Below are 19638 nucleotides of genomic sequence, written 5' to 3'. Positions count from 1 at the left end.
GGGGCTTGCGCGGCGGAGGGCCCCGCCTGGGGCGGGGCCCTGCCGAGAACCGTTCACTCGCGCGCTCACGCGCCGTTGGGGGATTTCTCCGCCGGATCCCGAGCCGGATCCAGATCCTGCTTCTCGGCCTGCTCCCTGCGGTGCGCCTCGCCGGTCTGCCGTGAGTCGTCGACGATGCGTTGCAGGGCGGCCACGTGATTGCCCAACGCCTCGCGCCCCGACTCGCTCAGGTTCAGCCAGGTACGCGGCCGCTTGCCCACGTACCCCTTCCTGACCTCCACGTACCCCTGCTTGTCCAGGGTCGCTACCTGCTTGGAGAGGGCCGAGTCCGAGACGCTCACCGAGTCCCTCACCCAACCGAACTCGGCCCAGTCCGTGGCCGCGAGCAGTGACACCACCGACAGGCGCGTGGGGTCCAGCAGGAGGGGGTCGAAGTCAGCGTGTGCCATGGAGGCTGCCGGTGCGGTCGTCACGGCTGTACCTGGCGAGGTGCAGAAGGGAGTTCTGGAGCTGCCGGCCGAAGAAGATCAGCAGCAGGCCCAGCACAGCGCCCGTGGCGGTGCCCCAGTACGAGAAGCCCAGGTCCGGGTGGGGCACGAAGAGGCCGACCAGGCCGACCGCTGCGACCGCGAGGATCACCAGCCGCGCGTAGCGGGCGAACTTCCGGGGTACGGCCGCCGGGCGCACCTTGGCGGGACGGCCCAGCATCGCGGCCCCTCGCCGCGTACGCAGCATCACGGCGTACCCGACAACCAGCACCGTGAATCCCAGGGATGTCCAGGTCGAGGCGTCGGCGCCGAGGAAGTCGGGTGCCGCGAGGAAGGCGAAGATCACGATCCCGAAGACCACGTGGACCCAGCGGGAGTCGCGTACGGAGTCGAGGGCCTGGTCTTCGCGCCGGCCGACGCTGTCGAGTGCGCGGGCCGCCTCGGCGGGCGTCGGGCGAGTGGGTTGAGTGGACACAGTCGACCTCCTTGAGCCTTTGCCCCTTCGAGGCAAGAGCTTTTCTCGGTAGAACTACTTTCCTGTAAGGAAAGTAGTTGCCTGAGGTGCTCGGGTCAAGGGGGGCCTGGAAGTGGCCCGATGTCCGCCAGCGCCGGGATGCTCTCGGGGTGCTCTCAGGAAAAGTTCAGAGAGCGCTATTACTCTCCCGCCCAACACGCAGGCGGAGCTGCCGGACCCGGACACGGGCGGTACGCCGTACACAGGGGTGAGGAGGCGGGTCGTGGGGCGCGGTGGGCAGTCTCTGGCTCGGGTGGCAGTGATCGTGCGGGCCGGTGCGGTTCCGTTGTGGTGGCTCGGGGTGCTCGCGGCCGCCATCGGGGCGCTGGTCCCGGGACTTACGGGGCGCAGGATCGGCGCGTACGCCGGAGTGGTGCTGTTCGTGGTGTCCGCCGCCGTGGTCGCGCTCGCGCGCCGCCGCCGCTATACGGCGTGGGCGGACGCGGCTTCGCGCGCGGGCAAGTTCGACTTCCTCCAGGACCGGTCCCTGACGACGCGCAACTGGCGCAGGGCGCACCGCTGGTGGCTGCTGGCGGGGTTCGTCGTGGCCGTGGCGAGTTCGTTCGCGATGCCGGGGGCGGGCGGCGCCGTACTGGCGGGCGCCGGCGCCGGGCTGTGGCTGAAGGCCGTGTGGCTGGGCCGCCGGGAGCACCGCGACGAGGTGCTGCTGTGGGTACGGACGGACTGGGCCGGGACCGGACGGCCGGTCGGCAAGCAGATCAAGGGGTACCGGACGACCGGGACCGGGGCCGGCGACGCCGTGCCCGGCGGGGCACGGCGCCGCCGGAGCCTGAGCGGCAGCGCGAGCGGTCGCTGAGGGGCGGGCAGACGGGCGGGACGGGCCCGGCTGCTCCCGTGCCTCTTGCTTCCGCTGCTCCTCAGACCTCCAACTCACCCTCGATCTTCGAGAGCTGATGGCGTGCCATCGCCAGGTTCGCCCGCGCCTTGTCCAGCGCCACGTACAGGAACAGACCGTTGTTCCCGCGCCCCTTGAGCAGCCGGATCAGGTGGTACTGGGAGCCGAGGGTGATCAGGATGTCCTCGATCTCGTCCTTCAGACCGAGCATCTCCATCGTGCGGACCTTCGCTCTGACCACGTCGGTGTTGCCCGCCGCCGCGACCGTCAGATCGAGGTCCTTGCCGCCGCCGACCGTGCCCAGCGCCATGCCGCTGGTGTAGTCGACGAGGGCGGCCCCGATGGCACCGTCGATGAGGGTCGTTGCTTCCTTGAGAGCCGCTTCGGTGTTGGCCATGAATGTCGCACTTCCTTTTCGTCTCGTTGATGCCCTGGGGGAGCGGGCGGTGCGTGGAGAGGACGGCGGGGGTGGCGCGGGTGACAGAGGTGGCTGGTTCATGGGTCAGGCGCTCTCCGATCGGTCGAGGGCGCTGTCGACCAGTTCGCCGATGCGCGTGCTGGAGCGACGGGCCTCCAGATGGAGCCGGCCGACATTGATCCGGGGCTCGGCCAGCAGGGTCAGTACGGCCGACGAGCCCGCCGCGTACGTCGCGACATAGCCCGACTCGCCCCGTACCAGCAGCTCCATGAACCCGCCCTGCCCGGTGACGTCCGTCAGCCGCTGCGCGACCCCCAGCGCCGCCGCCGTGAGCGCGGCGACCGACTCGGTCTCGGCGCCCGCGGTGTCCTGCGCGAGGACGAGACCGTCGGCGCTGGCCGCGAGCGCGCCGGTGAGCTGGGGCAACCGGGCCCGCAGCCGCCTGAGTTCACTGAGTACGCCGGCTTCCGCCGTCATGAGCTGTCTCCTCTCGGCGCGCTGCCGCAGAGCGCGTCTCATGACGCCGTGGGGAGTGCCGGGCGGATGGCCGTACGGGTGGCCGTACGGGTGGCCGGGCGGCGGTCCCGGCGGGTGGCCGGGCGGCGGTCCGCCCGGCGCGGAAAACGGGCTGTCACAGACTTGCCTCCAGTGCGTCGCGGAGCCGGCGCAGCAGGGCGATGTCCGGATCGGCCGCGACCGTCGCGATCCAGGAGGGGACCGCGCCCGACGTGACAGCCGGCGGCTCCTGGGGTGTCTCGACCAATCCGGCGGCGGCCAGCCGCCGGATGTCGAGGAGGGTGTGGAAGGCCGGGCGGCCGAGCGCCCAGGCGATGCCGGCGGGGGTCCTCGTACCGTCGGCCGAGGCGAGCAGGGCGCGCTGTCTGCGGGTGAGGGTCTGACCGGCGGCGGGCGGGCGCGCCACCACGGGCGCGGTGTCGACGGCGGCGTACGGCCAGACATGGTCGAGCAGTGCGCGGCGGCGCCGCGTCTCCCGTTCGACGGCGGCTGCGGACACGGGGCGTACGGGGCCTATCCAGTGCCCCACGCCGTAGCGGAAGCGGGTGGGGCCGCTGCCCGGTGCCAGCGCGAAGAACGCGGCGTCGAACAGCGCGCCGAGGTGGCATATCTCCAGCTCCCCGTCGGCCATCCCGCCGCTGTCGACCAGATACCGGCCGACCTCACGGCGCGCCCCCGCCCGGTCGACGGCCTCCTCCCAGCCCGCGCGCTCCAGCCGGCCGCTCGCGGTCAGCAGTACGTCGAGTCCCGGCGCGGCCGGGCTCTCGGCGTGCACGACGCGTCCCTCGGCGAGGTAGAGCGTGCCGTGGTCGCGCAGCAGTGCGCCGGTGGCGCGCTCCGCCGCCAGCCGTACGAGCATCGGGGAGACGGCGGGGGGCCCGGCAGGGGCCGGCGGTATGCCTGAGGGCGGCGGTGGGACTGTGGTCATCCGAGCACCAGTCGTTCGGCGAGCTGCCGCAGCCGCAGCCGGGCGAGCGCGAGATTGCCGGTGTCGCGGGCGAGCCACAGGTGCAGGAAGACGCTGCTGTCGAAGGTCGTCTCGACGAAGCACAGGATGTGGTAGTCGGTACGGGTGGTGACGATGAGGTCCTCGACGGGCGGGCGCTTCTCTGCGTCCCCGGCGCCCCCGTCGGCGCTGTCCGTGTGGCCGGTGCTGTCGGCGCCCGCGCCGAACCCCTCGTACTCCGCGGCGGCCCGCGCCAGCTCCGCAGTCTCCGCCGCCGCCGTCTCGTGATCGCCGCTCGGTGACTCGCCCGCCGTGCCGAGGGCGAGTCCGCTCGTCCAGTCGACGATCGCCGCTCCACGCGCTCCCGGTAGGGCCATGGCCTCCTGGAGGCAGGCGTCGATACCGGGCACGCGGACTCCCCTCCCACCAGCCGGGTGTGCGGATGCTGCACGGTTGTGCGGCGGTGAGCGAGAGGCTACGTAAGGTTCGGTGGCCGGCGGAGGCTCTGGCATGTTCCAGCGGAACATGCCCGGTAGTGACAGATTCGCAGCCTCAAAATGACCGGCTGTGTCCGTTCGCGATCGGGCGGGGAGTCGATCGGGCGGGGAGTCAGACGGGCGGGGAGTCGGACGGGCGGGGAGTCAGACGTTCAGCTTCAGCAGCCCGTCCGCCAGGCCGCCGCCGGATTCGGTGACGATCTCCTCGACGGTTCCCGGCGCCCGTACCGTCGCGAAACGCACCCGGTCCCCGTCTCCCGTACCGGCCGAGAAGCCGTGGATGCCGGGCCGCACCAGGCTGTTGTACGCGTAGTGGTTGGAGAAGTAGTACGCGCCGGTGTCCAGCGCGGCCACGACATCGCCCTGCTCGATCAGCGGCAGCGTCCGGTTCTCGGCGAGCAGGTCACCGGCGAAGCAGGCGGGTCCCGCGACGTCCTGGGCGATCCCGGGGCCGGTCCTCGGCCGGCCTTCGGCGTCGTACGGCGCGATGCGCAGCGGCCAGGACGCGGGGTCGTAGACCGTACGGGTCGCCACCTGCGCGCCCGCGTGCGTCACCGCGATCGGCCGGCCGCCGGAGACCTTGGTGTACTCCACCCGGGCGAGGATCGTGCCGTGCTTGGCGAGCAGCGAGCGGCCGAACTCGGTGACCAGGCCGTAGCGCCCGTCGAGCAGCCCCGGAACGGTCTCCTTGAGCAGCGCGGCATACGCCGCGTACGTCGGGGAATGGTCGTCCGAAGCGAAGTTGACCGGGAGCCCGCCGCCGATGTCGATCGTGTCGATCTGCCGGTGGCCGACGGCCGCGTTGATCTCCTCGGCCAGCTCGTACACCTCGCGCACCCCCTCGGCCATCAGCGCGAGCGGGAGGCCCTGGGAGCCGGAGTGGGTGTGCAGCCGGGTCAGCCAGGGGCGGTCCAGATACGCCTGTACGACCCAGGCCCTGGCGCCCTCGTCGCGCAGCGCCACACCGAACTTGGAGGTCGCCGTCGCGGTCGACAGCGCCCCGATCGAGCCGCCGCCGATCTGCGGGTTGACCCGCAGCCCGAGCGGGGAACGGCTCGCCGCCGACCGGATCAGGGCGTCGATCCGGTGCAGCTCCTGCGGATTGTCCGCGTTGACGGAGACCCCGAGGGCCAGTGCCTCGCGCAGCTCGGCCGCGGTCTTGGCGGGCGAGTCGAGGACGGTGTACTCGGGGCGTACGCCGGCGGCGCGCGCGAGCGCCGATTCGCCCGGGCTCGCGACCTCGGCGCCGATGCCCTGGGCGTAGAGCAGCCGCAGTACGGGTACGAGCGACGCCGCCTTCACCGCGAACGCGTGCAGGACGGCCGTCCCCGGCGGGGTGACCTCGGCGAAGGCGGCGCGCAGCTCGGCCGCCGAGGAACGGATGCCGGCCACGTCCAGCAGGCCGACGACCGGCCGCGCCTCGCTGATCAGGCCCTGCTCGACGGCCGCGCGTACGGCCTGGTCCCGCCGCGCCCCCGCGTGCCTGGCTGTTTCGCTCACTGTGTCCCCGGCTCCTGTGTCCCCGGTTTCCGCGTTCCCGGTTCCGCTGGTTCCTGTGCTTCCTGGCTTTCCGGCGTTCTCCGTGCTCACCATGCGTACCAGCCAATCACCCTCGAACGGCCGGGGTGCGGCCACCCAGTGGTTGACTAGTTCTATTCATCAAGTCAGGATGTGAATAGATTCCCCAACACTGCCGAGGAGGCTCCGCCATGTCAGGACCCCGCCCCGTACGGGCACCGCGCGGTACGGAACTGAGCGCCCTGGGATGGCAGCAGGAAGCCGCCCTGCGCATGCTCCAGAACAACCTGGACCCCGAGGTCGCCGAACACCCCGACAAGCTGGTCGTCTACGGCGGCACCGGCAAGGCGGCGCGTGACTGGCGCTCGTTCGACGCCATGGTCCGTACGCTGCGCACCCTCAAGCAGGACGAGACGATGCTCGTCCAGTCCGGCCGGCCCGTCGGTGTGATGCAGACCCACGAGTGGGCGCCGCGCGTGCTGCTCGCCAACTCCAACCTGGTGGGCGACTGGGCGAACTGGGAGGAGTTCCGGCGGCTGGAGGCCCTCGGCCTGACCATGTACGGCCAGATGACCGCCGGCTCCTGGATCTACATCGGCACGCAGGGCATCCTCCAGGGCACGTACGAGACGTTCGCCGCCGTGGCCGCCAAGAAGTTCGGCGGAACGCTGGCCGGGACCATCACCCTCACCGCCGGGCTCGGCGGGATGGGCGGCGCGCAGCCGCTCGCCGTGACGATGAACGACGGCGTGGCGATCTGTATCGACTGCGACCCGCGCGCGATCGAGCGCCGGATCGAGCATCGCTTCCTCGATGTGCGCGCCGACAGCCTGGAGCACGCGCTGCGCCTCGCGGTCGAGGCGCGCGACGCGCGCCGTCCGCTGTCGATCGGGCTGCTCGGCAACGCAGCCGAACTCCTGCCGCGCATGCTCGCCGAGGGCGCGCCGGTCGACATCGTCACCGACCAGACGTCCGCGCACGATCCGCTCGCCTACCTGCCGCTGGGCGTCGACTTCGACGACATGGCGTCGTACGCGGCCGAGAAGCCCGCCGACTTCACGCTGCGCGCGCGGGAGGCGATGGCGCGGCACGTCGAGGCGATGGTCGGCTTCATGGACGCGGGCGCCGAGGTCTTCGACTACGGCAACTCGATCCGGGGCGAGGCCCAACTCGCCGGGTACGAGCGGGCGTTCGACTTCCCCGGCTTTGTGCCCGCGTACATCAGGCCGCTGTTCTCGGAGGGGAAGGGGCCGTTCCGCTGGGCGGCGCTGTCCGGCGAGGCGTCCGACATCCACAAGACGGACAAGGCGATCCTCGAACTCTTCCCGGAGAACGAGTCATTGCACCGGTGGATCAAGATGGCCGGCGAACGCGTCCACTTCCAGGGCCTGCCGGCCCGTATCTGCTGGCTCGGTTACGGCGAGCGCGACAAGGCGGGCGACCGCTTCAACGACATGGTGGCGAGCGGCGAACTGGCCGCGCCGCTGGTCATCGGGCGTGACCACCTGGACGCGGGGTCGGTGGCGTCCCCGTACCGCGAGACGGAGGCGATGCTCGACGGCTCCGACGCGATCGCCGACTGGCCGCTGCTGAACGCCATGGTCAACGTCGCTTCCGGTGCCTCATGGGTCTCGATCCACCACGGCGGCGGGGTCGGCATGGGCCGCTCGATCCACGCGGGGCAGGTGACGGTGGCCGACGGCACGAAGCTGGCGGGCGAGAAGATCCGCCGCGTACTGACGAACGACCCCGGGATGGGCGTCATCCGCCATGTCGACGCGGGCTACGAGATCGCGGAGAACGTGGCGGCGGAGCGCGGGGTGCGGGTGCCGATGCGGGAGGGCGAGGAGAAGCCCGAAGGTACGGGAACGGGTACGGGCGCCGGTACGGGTACGGGTACGGGTACGGGCGCGGGCGGTGCGGCGTGACGGCGACCGAGGACTCCCGGCCGGCCGCGCGCACGGGTTCGGTGTCGTTCCACGAGATGTGGCGCGATCTCGGACCCGTCGGGCGCGACGCGCGCACCCAGGGCTACCGCCGCTACGCCTGGACGGCCGCCGACTCCGACTGCCGCGCCTGGTTCCGCGCGCAGGCCGAGACCCGGGGGCTGGCCTACGAGGTCGACCGCAACGGCAACCAGTGGGCCTGGCTCGGCGACCCCCTCGCCGGTGACGCCGTCGTCTCCGGGTCGCACCTGGACTCCGTACCCGACGGCGGGGCCTTCGACGGACCTCTGGGCATCGTGTCGTCCTTCGCGGCGCTCGACGAACTGCGCCGCAGGGGAGCGCGGTTCACCAAGCCCTTCGCCATCAGCAACTTCGGCGACGAGGAGGGCGCCCGCTTCGGTCTCGCGTGCGTCGGCTCCCGGCTGGCCTCGGGACAGCTCACGGCCGACCGGGCGCGCGAACTGCGCGACGGCGACGGCGTCTCGCTGCCCCAGGCGATGGAGGCGGCCGGCCACGACCCGGCCGCCATCGGCCCCGACCCCGAACGCCTCGCGCGCATCGGCGCCTTCGTCGAACTCCACGTCGAGCAGGGCCGCGCCCTCGACCTGTCCGGCGACGCCGTCGGCATCGCGTCCGCGATCTGGCCGCACGGCCGCTGGCGGTTCGACTTCCAGGGCGAGGCCAACCACGCCGGCACCACCCGTCTCGCCGACCGCCGCGACCCGATGCTCACCTACGCCGAGACCGTCCTCGCCGCCCGCCGCGAGGCCGAACTCGCCGGTGCTCTCGCCACCTTCGGCAAGATCTCCGTCGAGCCCAACGGCGTCAACGCCATCCCATCCCTCGTCCGTGGCTGGCTGGACTCACGGGCCGCCGACCAGACCTCCCTGGACACCGTGGTCTCCGCGATCGAGGCAGCGGCCACCGAGCGCGGCGAGCGCGACGGCGTCGATGTGCGGGTCGTACGCGAATCGTTCACCCCCGTGGTCGAGTTCCAGCACGCCCTGCGCGACGAAGTGGCCGGCATCCTGTCGGCCGGAAGCGACGGTCACCGGGTCCCCGTGCTCGGCACCGGCGCCGGCCATGACGCGGGTATTTTGTCCGCCTCCATCCCCACCGCCATGATGTTCGTACGGAACCCCACCGGCATCTCGCACTCCCCGGCCGAATCCGCCGCCGAGGACGACTGCGTGGCGGGGATCCTGGCACTCGCCGACGTACTGGAAGGGCTGGCGTGCGCATGACCGAGGGCGCGGACCGTGCGGACCGCACGTACTGGCTGGAGCACGCCTGGCTCGGCACCCACGTCGAGCCCGGCGTGGCCGTAGAGGTCACGGGCGAGCGCGTCAGCGCCGTCCGCACCGAGGTGCCGACCCCGCCGCCCGGGGCGACGACCCTGCGCGGCCTCACCCTCCCCGGCCTGGCGAACGCGCACTCGCACGCCTTCCACCGGGCCCTGCGCTCCACCGTCCAGCTCGGCTCCGGCACTTTCTGGACCTGGCGCGACGTCATGTACCGCGTCGCCTCCCAGCTCACCCCCGACTCGTACCACGACCTCGCCCGCGCCACCTACGCCGAGATGGCACTCGCAGGGATCACCTCCGTCGGTGAGTTCCACTATCTGCACCACGCGCCCGGCGGGGTGCCCTACGCGAATCCGAACGCGATGGGCGAAGCCCTGATCTCCGCGGCGGCCGAGGCCGGGATCAGGATCACCCTCCTCGACACCGCCTATCTGGCCTCCGGCATCTCCGACCGCCCCGGCGGCGCCCCGCCCGACCGGCACCAGGTCCGCTTCTCCGACGGCTCGGCCCAGGCCTGGGCCGAACGCGTCTCGGCGCTCAAGGAGAGCCCCCACGCCCGGATCGGCGCCGCCATCCACTCCGTACGCGCCGTGCCGGCCGATCAGCTCACCACCGTCGCCGAATGGGCCGAGGCCCGCCACGCCCCCCTCCATGTGCACCTCTCCGAACAGACCGCCGAGAACGACGCCTGTCTCGCCGTCCACGGCCGCACCCCCACCCGCCTCCTCGCCGACCACGGTGTCCTGGGCGCCCGCGCCACCGGCGTCCACAACACGCACCTCACCGACGACGACATCGCCCTGCTGGGCTCCACCCGTACCGGCACGTGCATGTGCCCCACCACGGAACGCGATCTCGCCGACGGCATCGGCCCGGCCACCCGCCTCCAGAAGGCGGGCTCCCCGCTGTCGCTCGGCAGCGACAGCCACGCCGTGATCGACATCCTCGAAGAGGCCCGCGCCATGGAACTCGACGAACGGCTGCGCTCTCGCACCCGGGGCCACTGGACCGCCGCAGCGCTGCTCCACGCGGCGTCCGCCGCGGGTCACGAGGCGCTCGGCCGCCCCGACGCCGGCCGGATCGAGCAGGGCGCGCTCGCCGACCTCGTCACGATCGCCCTCGACTCCGTCAGAACAGCGGGACCGCTGCCCCGGCTCGGAGCCGAGACCGCCGTATTCGCCGCCTCGGCAGCGGATGTGCGGCACACCGTCGTCGGCGGCCGTCATGTCGTACGCGACGGGGTCCATACCCTGGTCCCCGATGTCCCCGCCGCACTCGCCGACTCGATCGGTGCCCTGCGCGGCTGACGCCGCCACCCCCACCGCCCCCGCCCGCGCGGCTGAAGGAGAGCACCCCAGCGATGACCGCGAACGCGAGCAGCACGAACGCACGCAGCACGAACGCGACCACTGTCCTCACCAACATCGCCGCTCTGGTCACCAACGACCCCTCCCTCGGTGACGGATCCCCCATCGGTCTGATCCAGGACGCGGCCGTCGTCATCGACGGCGACCGCATCGCCTGGGTCGGTGAATCAAGCAAAGCACCCGCCACTGACAACGCCGTCGACGCGGGCGGCAGAGCCGCGATCCCCGGCTTCGTCGACTCCCACTCCCACCTCATCTTCGCCGGTGACAGGACCCAGGAGTTCAACGCCCGGATGTCGGGCCGCTCCTACTCGGCCGGTGGCATCCGCACCACCGTCGCCGCCACCCGCGCGGCGACCGACGCCGAGCTGAGCGCCAACGTGGCGCGCTACATGGCCGAGGCGCTGAGCCAGGGCACCACCACCCTGGAGACCAAGTCGGGTTACGGCCTGACCACCGCCGACGAGGCCCGCGCCCTGCGTATCGCGCGCGAGCACACCGACGAGGTCACCTACCTCGGCGCGCACATCGTCCCGCCCGAGCACGCCGCCGACCCGGCCGCCTATGTCGCCCTGGTCACCGGCGAGATGCTCGACGCCGCCGCCCCGTACGCCCGTTGGATCGACGTCTTCTGCGAGAAGGGCGCCTTCGACGGGGACCAGGCCCGCGCGATCCTCACCGCGGGCAAGGCCAGGGGCCTGCACCCCCGGATCCACGCCAACCAGCTCTCGTACGGCCCCGGCGTGCGGCTCGCCGTCGAACTCGACGCGGCCTCCGCCGACCACTGCACCCACCTCGCCGACGCCGACGTCGACGCGCTGGCCCAGGGCCGTACGGTGGCCACGCTGCTGCCCGGCGCGGAGTTCTCCACCCGCGCCGAGTGGCCCGACGCCCGCCGCCTCCTCGACGCGGGCGCGACCGTCGCGCTGTCCACCGACTGCAACCCCGGCTCGTCCTTCACCTCGTCGATGCCGTTCTGTATCGCCCTCGCCGTACGGGACATGGGCATGACCCCCGACGAGGCGATCTGGTCGGCGACGGCGGGCGGCGCCGAGGCCCTGCGCCGCGACGACATCGGCCGGATCACCCCGGGCGCGCGCGCCGACCTCGCGCTCATCGACGCCCCGAGCCATGTCCACCTCGCCTACCGCCCCGGGGTCCCGCTGGTCTCGGCGGTCTGGAGGGGCGGCGAGCGCGTGCGCTGAGCTGAGCAGAGCCGAGCCGATGTGCGTGGGCGTGCGCCGAAATGATCGGGCGATGGCCCCCGGCGCGCGTTACGGTTCCGGCCATGTCCCCCTCAGCACAAGCCCAGCCGGCCCCCGTCACCCCTGACGACCTCGACCGGGCGGTCCAGCTCGCCGTCGCCACGCTCGGCGAGGCGCCCCCGGACGCCTGGGACCGAAAGGCCGGTTCGCTGGAGTGGGACTGCTGGGAGACCGTCGAGCACCTCAGTGACGACTTGTTCGCGTACGCGGCCCAACTCGGCCCGAGGACCCCGCCGCTGACCGGCGAAGTCCCGTTCGTCTGGGAGAGCAGACGGCCGGGCGGCCCGGCGAACGCCATCCACGCCGACCGCGCCGCGGGCCCCGCCGGGCTGTTGCGGGTGCTCGAAGCGAGCGGCGCGCTGCTGGTCGCCATGGCGCGTACGACACCGGCGCGGGTCCGCGCGTACCACAGCTACGGCGTGTCGGACCCCGAGGGCTTCGCGGCGATGGGCATCGTCGAGACCCTGGTGCACACCCACGACCTGGCCGGAGGACTCAGCCTCCGCTGGGCCCCGCCCCCGGACATCTGCGCGCGGGTGCTCGGGCGTCTCTTCCCTGATGCCCCTGACGGGACGGACCCCTGGGCCACGCTGCTGTGGGCCACCGGACGCGCCGACCTGCCGGGACACCCCCGGCTCACGACCTGGCGCTGGTACGGCGCCCCTCGTGGCGCATAGAGACCCGGGTACCGCCGCCGCGTCGGCCCGAGGCCGATTGTCAGACCCCCGCGCTACCTTCTCGCCCATGACTGAATTCGTACTGGTGGCGGGGGCATGGCTCGGAGCGCGGGCGTGGGACGAGGTGGTGCCCGAGCTGCGTGCGGCCGGGCACGGCGCCCACCCGCTGACGCTGTCCGGCCTCGCCGAGAAAGGCAACGTGCCGGCGGGCCAGGGGACCCACGTACAGGACATCGTGGGCGAGATCGAGCGCCTCGACCTGCGGGATGTCGTCCTGGTCGGGCACAGCTACGCGGGCATCCCGACCGGTCAGGCCGCCGAGCGGATCGGCGACCGGCTGGCGCGCGTGGTGTTCGTCGACTCCAACGTCCCGGCCGACGGCGAGTCGTTCGTCTCGGCCTGGCCGTCAGGCCGGGCGATGGCGGAGGCGGCCATAGCCGAGAACGACGGCCGCTGGCCGCCCCTGGCCGCGGACGACTTCGCGGGCCAGGGCCTCACCGACGAGCAGATCACCCGGCTCGTGAACGGTTCGACGCCGCACCCCGGTGCCTCGCTGACCGAGCCCGCGAAGCTGGCCGGCTCGCTCGCCGACCTTCCGGCGACGTACATCAAGTGCCTGCTCGACGGGGACGAACCCGCCGAGGACGTGGCCGAGTTGCTGAAGGGCGAGCGGTGGCGGCTGGTCGAGATGGACACCGGCCACTGGCCGATGTTCTCCCAGCCGCGCGAGCTGGCGCGGATCCTGGTCCGGGAAGGGACGGAATCCTGAGCGGGCGATCCGCGAACTCAGGACTGGTTCTTGTCACCTGAAGGCCCGAAGCCCTGAGGGGTGTCCGGGTGGTCCGGTCGCCGCGCCCTGCGCGACAGGATCGAGGCGGTCGTCTCGTCCGTCGGGAGGAACGCCTCCAGCTTCAGTTCGGCCAGGGTGATGTCGACGGCGGTGGCGAAGGTCGTGATGGTCGTGATGAGGTTCAGCTCGCCCTCCGCCGAGCGGAGCCGCAGCGGGACGGCGAAGCCGAGATGGCCGGGGTCCAGCGGGCGGTCCGGCACGTACTCCCTGAGTTCGGCGTGGAGGGCGGCGAGCCGCTCGTCGGGGTTGCGCAGGATCTCGGCGTGGAGCCGCTCAAGGACGTGCTGCGCCCACTCGCCGAAGTTCACGATCCGTGGCGCCAGACCCCTGGGGTGCAGCGCGAGGCGGTAGACGTTCACCGGCGGTTCGAGCAGATCGGGCGCCGCGCCGTCGGTGACGACGCCGAACGCCGCGTTGGCGGCGACCAGGTCGCCATGGCGGTCGACGACGACCGCCGGATAGGGCAGGTGCCCCGCCAGGACGTGCCGCAGTGCGGTCCCTACGGGCGCCAGCGCCGGGTCGTTCAGCGGGGTCCGCGGGTAGGCGGGAGCGTAACCGGCGGCGAGCAGCAGGCTGTTGCGCTCCCGCAGCGGCAGGTCCAGCGACTCCGCCAGGCGTACGACGATCGCCCGGCCGGGCTCCGACCGGCCGCTCTCCAGGAAGCTGACATGCCGCTGGGTGGTACCGGCTCGCAGCGCGAGGTCGAGCTGGCTGAGCCGGCGGCGGGTCCGGCGCTCCCGGAGAGCCTGGGGGAAGTCCACCCGGCCTGTTCTACCCCCGCCGTCCGGGCTCGGCCATTCCCTGGAGGGAATGGTCGCCGTCCGCCGGGGAGATCGGCCAGGATGGAGGTCATGTTCACTGCCTCCGCCTGCGCCGCCGACGATCCCGAGCTGCTGTCGTTGATCGAGGCGATGACCGTGGAAGTGGTCGCGCTCTACGAGCTGGGGCCCGAGGCGCGGCTCTCGCCGCTCGCCCCCGGCGCCCGGTATCTGCTGGCCCGGCGCGCGGGGCAGGCCGTCGGCTGCTGCGCCGTACAGCCCATACGCGACACCGGACGCGACGGCCTCTGGGAGCTGAATCGCATGTACGTGTCCCCGGCCGGCCGGGGCGCGCGCATCGCCACCGGGCTGCTGGCGCGCGCCGAGGACCTCGTACGGAGTCTCGGCGGGACGTCCATGCGGCTGGAGACGGGCATCAGGCAGACGGCCGCGATCCGGATGTACGAGGGAGCCGGCTATCAGCCGATCCCGATCTACCCGCCGCACGACCAGGACAAGTACGCCCTCTGCTACCAGAAGGCCCTGACCGGCGCCTCCTCGTAGCGCTCCCGCTCCTTCCGCCTCCTCCGCCGCCCCGCAGGTCCGACGCGCCCTGTCCCGGAGCGTTTTGGGCCGGTACCGTCCTGTCGAGCGCGTGGATTGACCGGGGGGTCGAGTTGAGTGATGTACGCGAGTCCGCCCGCATCCGGGTCGTCGCACCGGGGGAGTTGACTGAAGCGGAGACCGAGGCCTGGCGGGAGCTGCGGGCGACGTCAGGGGCGCCGGCGAACGCCTTCATGGAGCCGGAGTTCACCCGCGCCGTCGGCCTCGTACGTCCCAGGGCGCGCGTCGCCGTCGTGCGGGACGGCCGGGCCGGCGAGCACGAGCCGGTCGGCTTCTTTCCTTATGAGGCAGGCCCGTTGGGGCACGGCAGGGCGATCGGCCTCGGCGTGTCCGACAGCCAGGGCGCGGTGCTCCGCACCGGATCGCGGCTCACGGCGCGGGAGCTGCTGAAGGCCTGCGCGCTGTCCTCCTGGGAGTTCGACAATCTGGAGTCGGGGCAGAAGCTCTTCGTCCCGGCCGCCGCCGAGAAGTTCGCCTCCCCGGTCATCGACGTGGGGGAGGGGTACGAGGCGTATGTGGCGGCTCTGCGCGAGCGCTCGCCGAAGTTCCTGAGGACGACAACGGCCAAGGAGCGCAAGCTCGGACGCCAGGCCGGCGAGGTGCGCTTCGTCTTCGACGAACGCGATCCGGCCGCGCTGAGCACGCTCATGGAGTGGAAGTCCGCGCAGTACCGGCGTACGGGCCGCAGCGACCGGTTCGCCAAGCCGTGGATCCGGGCGCTGGTACGGCAGTTGGCGGCGACGCGCACGCCGGGGTGCTCGGGCGTGCTCTCCGTGCTGTACGTCGCCGACCGGCCCGTCGCCGCGCATTTCGGGTTGCGCTCCCGCACGGTCCTGTCCTGCTGGTTCCCCGCGTACGAACCGGAGTTCGCCAAGTTCTCACCGGGCCTGATCCTGCATCTGCGGATGGCCGAGTCGGCTGCGGCGGCAGGGATCGGCATGCTCGATCTCGGGCGCGGGGCCGCCGAGTACAAGGACTCGCTGAAGACCGGCGATCTGGCGGTGTACGAGGGCACGGCGATACGTCCGGGCGCGCGCGGCGCGCTCTACCGGGCGAGCCGCGAGCCGAGCCGCAGGGCCCACAGTTTCGTACGGGACCGGCCGAGGCTGGCGGGGCTCGCGCAGCGGACGCTCAGCACGGTGGGGCGGCTGCGCGTCGGCAAGTGACGTGGCGGGTGGGGGGCGGCCGGAGTCGGCGGTGAGTGGGGGGAAGGCTGATGGTGGACGCGGGAGCAGCGACAGGTACGGAAGCGCACCAGGGGGAACCGTTACGGGCCGAAGCCATCGGCATCGCCCAACTCGACCTCGAAGAAGGCGAGGACGGGGCGGTGCTCTCGCTCACGCCCGCGCCCGGAGGGCCGCCCCTCGGCCCGGCTGATCCCGGCCGTTCGCGGGTCGTCTTCGCGCTGATACGGCTCCGGGGCCGGCCGGTGGCCACCGTGCTCGGCACGGTCGGACCGGACGAGGAGCCCGCCGAGGTGCTCGCCGAGGCCTTCCGCGCACAGAACGCTTCAGCGCGGGAACCGGCCGTCGCACCCGTCGCACCCGTCGCCCCCGTCGACGCCACGACTCCGCCCCGTACGACGGTCGTTGTCGCCTCCCGCGAACGCGCCGGCCAACTCGCCCGCGCCCTCGACTCGCTCCTCGCCCAGGACCACCCCGACTTCCGCGTGGTCGTCGTGGACAACGCACCCGTCACGACCGCGACCCGCGACCTCGTCGAAGGCCGCTACGGAGGCCGCGTCGCGTACGTCCCCGAACCCATGCCCGGTCTCGCCACCGCCCACAACCGGGGGGTGGAGGCGGCAGGCGAGGACGGGATCGTCGCGTTCACCGACGACGACGTCATCGCCGATCCGCACTGGCTCACCGCCCTGACCTCGCCCTTCGCGACCGATCCCGGCCTCGGCTGCGTCACGGGCCTGATCCTGCCTGCCCGGCTGACAACCCCCGCGCAGATCCTGCTGGAGAGCCACGGAGGCTTCGCCAAAGGCTTTCGGCCACGGGTGTACGACCCGGCGCAACCACCCGCCGACGAGCCGCTCTTCCCGTTCACGGCAGGGAGTTTCGGCTCCGGCGCCAACATGGCGTTCCGCGTCGGAGCCCTGCGCGCCGTCGGCGGCTTCGACCCCGCCACCGGCACCGGCACCCCGGCCAAGGGCGGCGACGACCTCTACGCCTTCGTCCGGATCCTGGCCGGGGGACACCGGCTGCGGTACGCGCCGGAGGCGCTGGTCTGGCACCACCACCGCGAGACGTGGCAGGACCTGCGGAACCAGGCGTACGGATACGGCGCCGGCCTGACCGCGTACCTCACCGCCATCCTCGTCCGCCGCCCCGCGCTGCTGCCCGCCCTGCTCAGAAGGCTGCCGGCCGGTCTCGCCCGCGCCCGCGCGATCACGGAGCACCGCCCGGAAGACTCGGACGCCCCCGGGGCACCCCAGACACCAGGGACACCGGGGGCACATGGCGCCCAGACCTACCCCTGGCCGCGCAGCCTCTCCCGGCTGGAACGGCGCGGGATGCTCTACGGACCGCTCGGATACGCCAGGGCCCGGCTCCGGGTACGCCGTGGCCGCGCGGCGGGAGCCGGGCCACAGGGGTCGGAGGGGGCACAGGCGTCGGAGGGCGGTACGTCACGGGGAGGCCGGCCATGACGTCGGACCCGCCAGTGCCCGTCCTCCTCTACCACGCCGTGATGGACGACCCACCGGCCTGGATCGCCGAATTCACCGTCACACCAAGGGACTTCGAGGCCCAGCTCGACGCCGTCGTGGCCGGCGGGCGCACCGCGATCCCGATCAGCGCCCTTGTCGACCATCTCGCCGGCGGCGCCCCGCTGCCGCCTCGGCCCGTCGTTCTCACCTTCGACGACGGCTTCGCCGACCTGCCCCGCTCGACGGCGGCCGCGCTCGCCGCGCGCGGGCTGCCCGCCACGGCGTATCTGACCACCGGAGCCATCACCCCCGGCCGTACCAGCCTGTTGCCGCCCGCCCCGATGATGACGCTGGCGCAGGCAGGCCAACTGGAGGCGTACGGCATCGAGGTGGGCGCCCACACCGTCACCCATCCGCAGCTCGACACCCTCCCGGCCCGGGCGCTCCGTGCCGAACTCCACGAGTCCAAAGCGGTGTTGGAGGACGTGCTCGGCCACGAGGTGGCGCATCTCGCCTATCCGCACGGCTACAACAACCGTGCGGTACGCCGGGCCGCGGCGGCGGCCGGATACGCCTCGGCCGCCGCTGTCCGGCACGCGTTCAGCTCGGCGGCGGACGACACGTACCGCATCGCGCGGCTCATCCTGCGCCGTGGCCACACCGTGGCGGACGTCGAGGCATGGATGCGGGGGGAACGGGCCAAGGTCGCCCCGTTCCCGGACGCGCTGCCCACGGTGGGGTGGCGGTTGCTGCGCAGGGCGCGGGCCCGCGTACGCGGCACCGAGTTCGCCGGATAGGAGCGGCGGGAGCGGTGGGTATCGGCCAGGGCCGGTCATGGCGTAACTCCCTTATGCAACAGAGGTGTACGAGAGCAACGCAAACACGACGAGATTTCTTATACTTCGCTTCAGGGGACAGCGGCGTGACGGCCGCGACCACATATGTGGGGGGAGTCGCACGGTGCAGCAGCGTATGCCCACGCCGGTCACGGAGAGCGGCGAACCACCGGCCGTGCGTGAGGCAGCGGACGGGACCGGCGCCCGGACCGAGGGCGCGGAGGTGGACGAGGCGCCGGACGACGCCTCGGGGCCCGCGCGCCGCCGAGCCGGACCCCTCTCGCTCCTGAGACCCCAACTGCTCTTCTGCTGGCTGCCGTTGGTGGTGGCGGGAGCACTCTGGGGCTGGTCGTTACCGAGGATCGGGTTCCGTGACATCGGGGAGTACGGACTCCTCGACCGCTTCCCGATCGCCTTCTACGCCGCGCTGATCGTCCTTCTCGCCGGCTTCCTCGTCACCCTCCGCCGCGCGGGCACCGCCCCGTGGTGGCCCCTGACCTACTGCGTCGCCATGCTGCTCGCGCTCAAGGCGCCACCGGCGCTGCTGTACGACTCCGTGCGCTACGCCTGGGCCTCGAAGCACGACGACGTGATCGCGCGACTGCTGTCGGAGGGGACCGTACATCCCCATCTCACCCTGTCCGGCGGCATGTCGGCGTACGACCAGTGGCCCGGCTTCTTCTCGTTGAACGCCGCGCTGATCAGGGCCTTCGGGATCGAGGGCGCGTTCGTCTACACCAACTGGGCGCCCGTCGCCTTCGGTCTGCTGATGCTGCCGGTCCTGGTGCTGATCTACCGCACCTTCACCGACGACTGGCGCCTCGTCTGGACCGCCGTCTGGATCTTCCAGCTCGCCAACTGGGTGGGGCAGGACTACCTCGCCCCGCAGGCCTTCGCCTATCTGGTCTTCCTGGCCGTATTCGCCGTGCTGGTACGGCACTTCGTGCGCCCCGGCTCCGCCGGACGGCTGCGCGAGCGGGCGATGCTCGACCCGGCGGCCGCCGCCGTGCCGCCGTCGACCCGGCGCTGGCAGCGGGCGGTCGGGGTGGCGGTCCTCGCTCCGCTCATCGCGGCCATCAACGCCTCGCACCAACTGACCCCCGTCATGCTCTGCATGACGCTGATGGCGCTCTGCCTCACCCGCCGCTACCGCAATATCGGGCTGCTGGTGGTCACCGGCATCATCATGATCATCTGGGATCTGACGATGGGGCGTGTGCTGTTCCTGGACACGCTCGGCACCCTGCGGAACTCGCTCGGCGACCTGCTCCAGAACTCCCGCCCCGGATTCGCCGGCAACCCCTCCGGGCCGGGGCCCGAGTTGGTGGGGCACGCCAACATCCTGATGGTCGCGGTCCTCGGGGTGCTGGCGGGCGCCGCCGTCCTGCTCCGGCGCAGGCTCACCCACAGCGCGCTGCCGCTGCTGCTGGCCGCGGTGGCGCCCGTACCGCTGTTCGCCGTCAACGACTACGGCGGCGAAATGCTGTTCCGCGTCTACCTGTTCGGGCTTCCCGGCACGGCGTTCTTCGCCGCAGCCGCGCTCGTACCGGCCGTTGCGCGGGCGGGCCGCGCGCGGCGCCTCGCCCGGCTGGCCGCACCGCT

Annotated in this window: 20 protein-coding genes; 12 read left to right on the top strand and 8 right to left on the bottom strand. The window is 72.4% G+C overall.

Annotated features, from left to right (window positions below; all coding sequences use genetic code 11):
• Positions 1 to 65: 65 nt before the first annotated feature.
• Both QR77_RS13795 and QR77_RS13790 read right to left on the bottom strand, forming a co-directional pair.
• Positions 66 to 449, bottom strand: coding sequence for a transcriptional regulator (locus QR77_RS13795; RefSeq protein WP_078876655.1), 384 nt, complete (start codon positions 447 to 449; stop codon positions 66 to 68).
• Positions 436 to 963 (bottom strand): hypothetical protein, encoded by a 528-nt coding sequence (locus QR77_RS13790; protein WP_040022005.1) that lies wholly within the window; start codon positions 961 to 963, stop codon positions 436 to 438. Before QR77_RS13790 ends, QR77_RS13795 begins: the two co-directional genes overlap by 14 nt.
• A 262-nt stretch (positions 964 to 1225) precedes the next feature.
• Here QR77_RS13790 and QR77_RS13785 point away from each other — a divergent pair, with 262 nt between their 5' ends.
• The gene (locus QR77_RS13785; protein ID WP_040022003.1) at positions 1226 to 1819 is read left to right on the top strand and encodes a hypothetical protein; all 594 of its coding nucleotides are present in this window, start codon (positions 1226 to 1228) and stop codon (positions 1817 to 1819) included.
• Positions 1820 to 1880: 61 nt separating this feature from the next.
• Here QR77_RS13785 and QR77_RS13780 read toward each other — a convergent pair whose 3' ends face one another.
• From QR77_RS13780 to QR77_RS13760, 5 genes are all read right to left on the bottom strand, one after another.
• A complete protein-coding gene (locus tag QR77_RS13780; RefSeq protein ID WP_040022001.1) occupies positions 1881 to 2255 on the bottom strand; it encodes a hypothetical protein in 375 nt (124 codons plus the stop codon).
• Between the two features lie 105 nt (positions 2256 to 2360).
• Positions 2361 to 2795 carry a roadblock/LC7 domain-containing protein gene (locus QR77_RS13775; protein ID WP_078876654.1) on the bottom strand — a complete coding sequence of 145 codons (435 nt, stop codon included), beginning with the start codon at positions 2793 to 2795 and terminating at the stop codon, positions 2361 to 2363.
• Positions 2796 to 2907: 112 nt separating this feature from the next.
• A complete protein-coding gene (locus QR77_RS13770) occupies positions 2908 to 3720 on the bottom strand; it encodes a hypothetical protein (protein WP_063798029.1) in 813 nt (270 codons plus the stop codon).
• Positions 3717 to 4148, bottom strand: coding sequence for a hypothetical protein (locus tag QR77_RS13765; protein ID WP_040021996.1), 432 nt, complete (start codon positions 4146 to 4148; stop codon positions 3717 to 3719). Before QR77_RS13765 ends, QR77_RS13770 begins: the two co-directional genes overlap by 4 nt.
• A 231-nt stretch (positions 4149 to 4379) precedes the next feature.
• Complete coding sequence (locus QR77_RS13760) at positions 4380 to 5828, bottom strand: diaminopimelate decarboxylase (protein ID WP_078877801.1); 1449 nt, start codon at positions 5826 to 5828, stop codon at positions 4380 to 4382.
• 116 nt (positions 5829 to 5944) lie between these two features.
• On the opposite strand from QR77_RS13760, the gene hutU reads away from it, so the two are divergent.
• The 6 genes from hutU (at position 5945) to QR77_RS13730 (ending at position 13081) form a co-directional block, all read left to right on the top strand.
• Positions 5945 to 7681, top strand: coding sequence for a urocanate hydratase (gene hutU, locus QR77_RS13755; RefSeq protein WP_078876653.1), 1737 nt, complete (start codon positions 5945 to 5947; stop codon positions 7679 to 7681).
• A 56-nt stretch (positions 7682 to 7737) separates the two neighbouring features.
• The gene (locus QR77_RS13750; RefSeq protein WP_040027873.1) at positions 7738 to 8943 is read left to right on the top strand and encodes an allantoate amidohydrolase; all 1206 of its coding nucleotides are present in this window, start codon (positions 7738 to 7740) and stop codon (positions 8941 to 8943) included.
• Positions 8940 to 10310, top strand: a complete 1371-nt coding sequence (locus QR77_RS13745) for a formimidoylglutamate deiminase (protein ID WP_040027872.1) — start codon at positions 8940 to 8942, stop codon at positions 10308 to 10310. Before QR77_RS13750 ends, QR77_RS13745 begins: the two co-directional genes overlap by 4 nt.
• Before the next feature lie 53 nt (positions 10311 to 10363).
• Positions 10364 to 11575 (top strand): imidazolonepropionase, encoded by a 1212-nt coding sequence (hutI, locus tag QR77_RS13740; RefSeq protein WP_107068929.1) that lies wholly within the window; start codon positions 10364 to 10366, stop codon positions 11573 to 11575.
• An 83-nt stretch (positions 11576 to 11658) separates the two neighbouring features.
• Complete coding sequence (locus QR77_RS13735; protein WP_040021992.1) at positions 11659 to 12312, top strand: maleylpyruvate isomerase N-terminal domain-containing protein; 654 nt, start codon at positions 11659 to 11661, stop codon at positions 12310 to 12312.
• A gap of 67 nt (positions 12313 to 12379) precedes the next feature.
• The gene (locus tag QR77_RS13730; RefSeq protein WP_040021990.1) at positions 12380 to 13081 is read left to right on the top strand and encodes an alpha/beta hydrolase; all 702 of its coding nucleotides are present in this window, start codon (positions 12380 to 12382) and stop codon (positions 13079 to 13081) included.
• Positions 13082 to 13098: 17 nt separating this feature from the next.
• Here the strand turns inward: QR77_RS13730 and QR77_RS13725 are convergent, their stop codons facing one another.
• Positions 13099 to 13923, bottom strand: a complete 825-nt coding sequence (locus QR77_RS13725; RefSeq protein ID WP_052488720.1) for a helix-turn-helix domain-containing protein — start codon at positions 13921 to 13923, stop codon at positions 13099 to 13101.
• Between the two features lie 90 nt (positions 13924 to 14013).
• Between QR77_RS13725 and QR77_RS13720 the strand changes: the two genes are divergently transcribed.
• The 5 genes from QR77_RS13720 to QR77_RS13700 form a co-directional block, all read left to right on the top strand.
• A complete protein-coding gene (locus QR77_RS13720; protein WP_160310907.1) occupies positions 14014 to 14484 on the top strand; it encodes a GNAT family N-acetyltransferase in 471 nt (156 codons plus the stop codon).
• Positions 14485 to 14597: 113 nt separating this feature from the next.
• Positions 14598 to 15710 carry a GNAT family N-acetyltransferase gene (locus QR77_RS13715; RefSeq protein ID WP_040021988.1) on the top strand — a complete coding sequence of 371 codons (1113 nt, stop codon included), beginning with the start codon at positions 14598 to 14600 and terminating at the stop codon, positions 15708 to 15710.
• Between the two features lie 50 nt (positions 15711 to 15760).
• Positions 15761 to 17200 carry a glycosyltransferase gene (locus QR77_RS13710; RefSeq protein WP_052488718.1) on the top strand — a complete coding sequence of 480 codons (1440 nt, stop codon included), beginning with the start codon at positions 15761 to 15763 and terminating at the stop codon, positions 17198 to 17200.
• A complete protein-coding gene (locus QR77_RS13705) occupies positions 17197 to 17997 on the top strand; it encodes a polysaccharide deacetylase family protein (protein ID WP_040021987.1) in 801 nt (266 codons plus the stop codon). The genes QR77_RS13710 and QR77_RS13705 overlap by 4 nt, the downstream gene beginning before the upstream one ends.
• A gap of 175 nt (positions 17998 to 18172) precedes the next feature.
• The coding region (locus QR77_RS13700; RefSeq protein WP_078877799.1) for a hypothetical protein at positions 18173 to 19638 on the top strand (1466 nt) is incomplete at its 3' end.

The organism is Streptomyces sp. 150FB, from assembly GCF_000818195.1.
Lineage (GTDB): Bacteria > Actinomycetota > Actinomycetes > Streptomycetales > Streptomycetaceae > Streptomyces.
The sequence above is the reverse complement of the archived record's forward strand: the minus strand, read 5'-3'. Positions and strand labels throughout refer to the sequence as shown.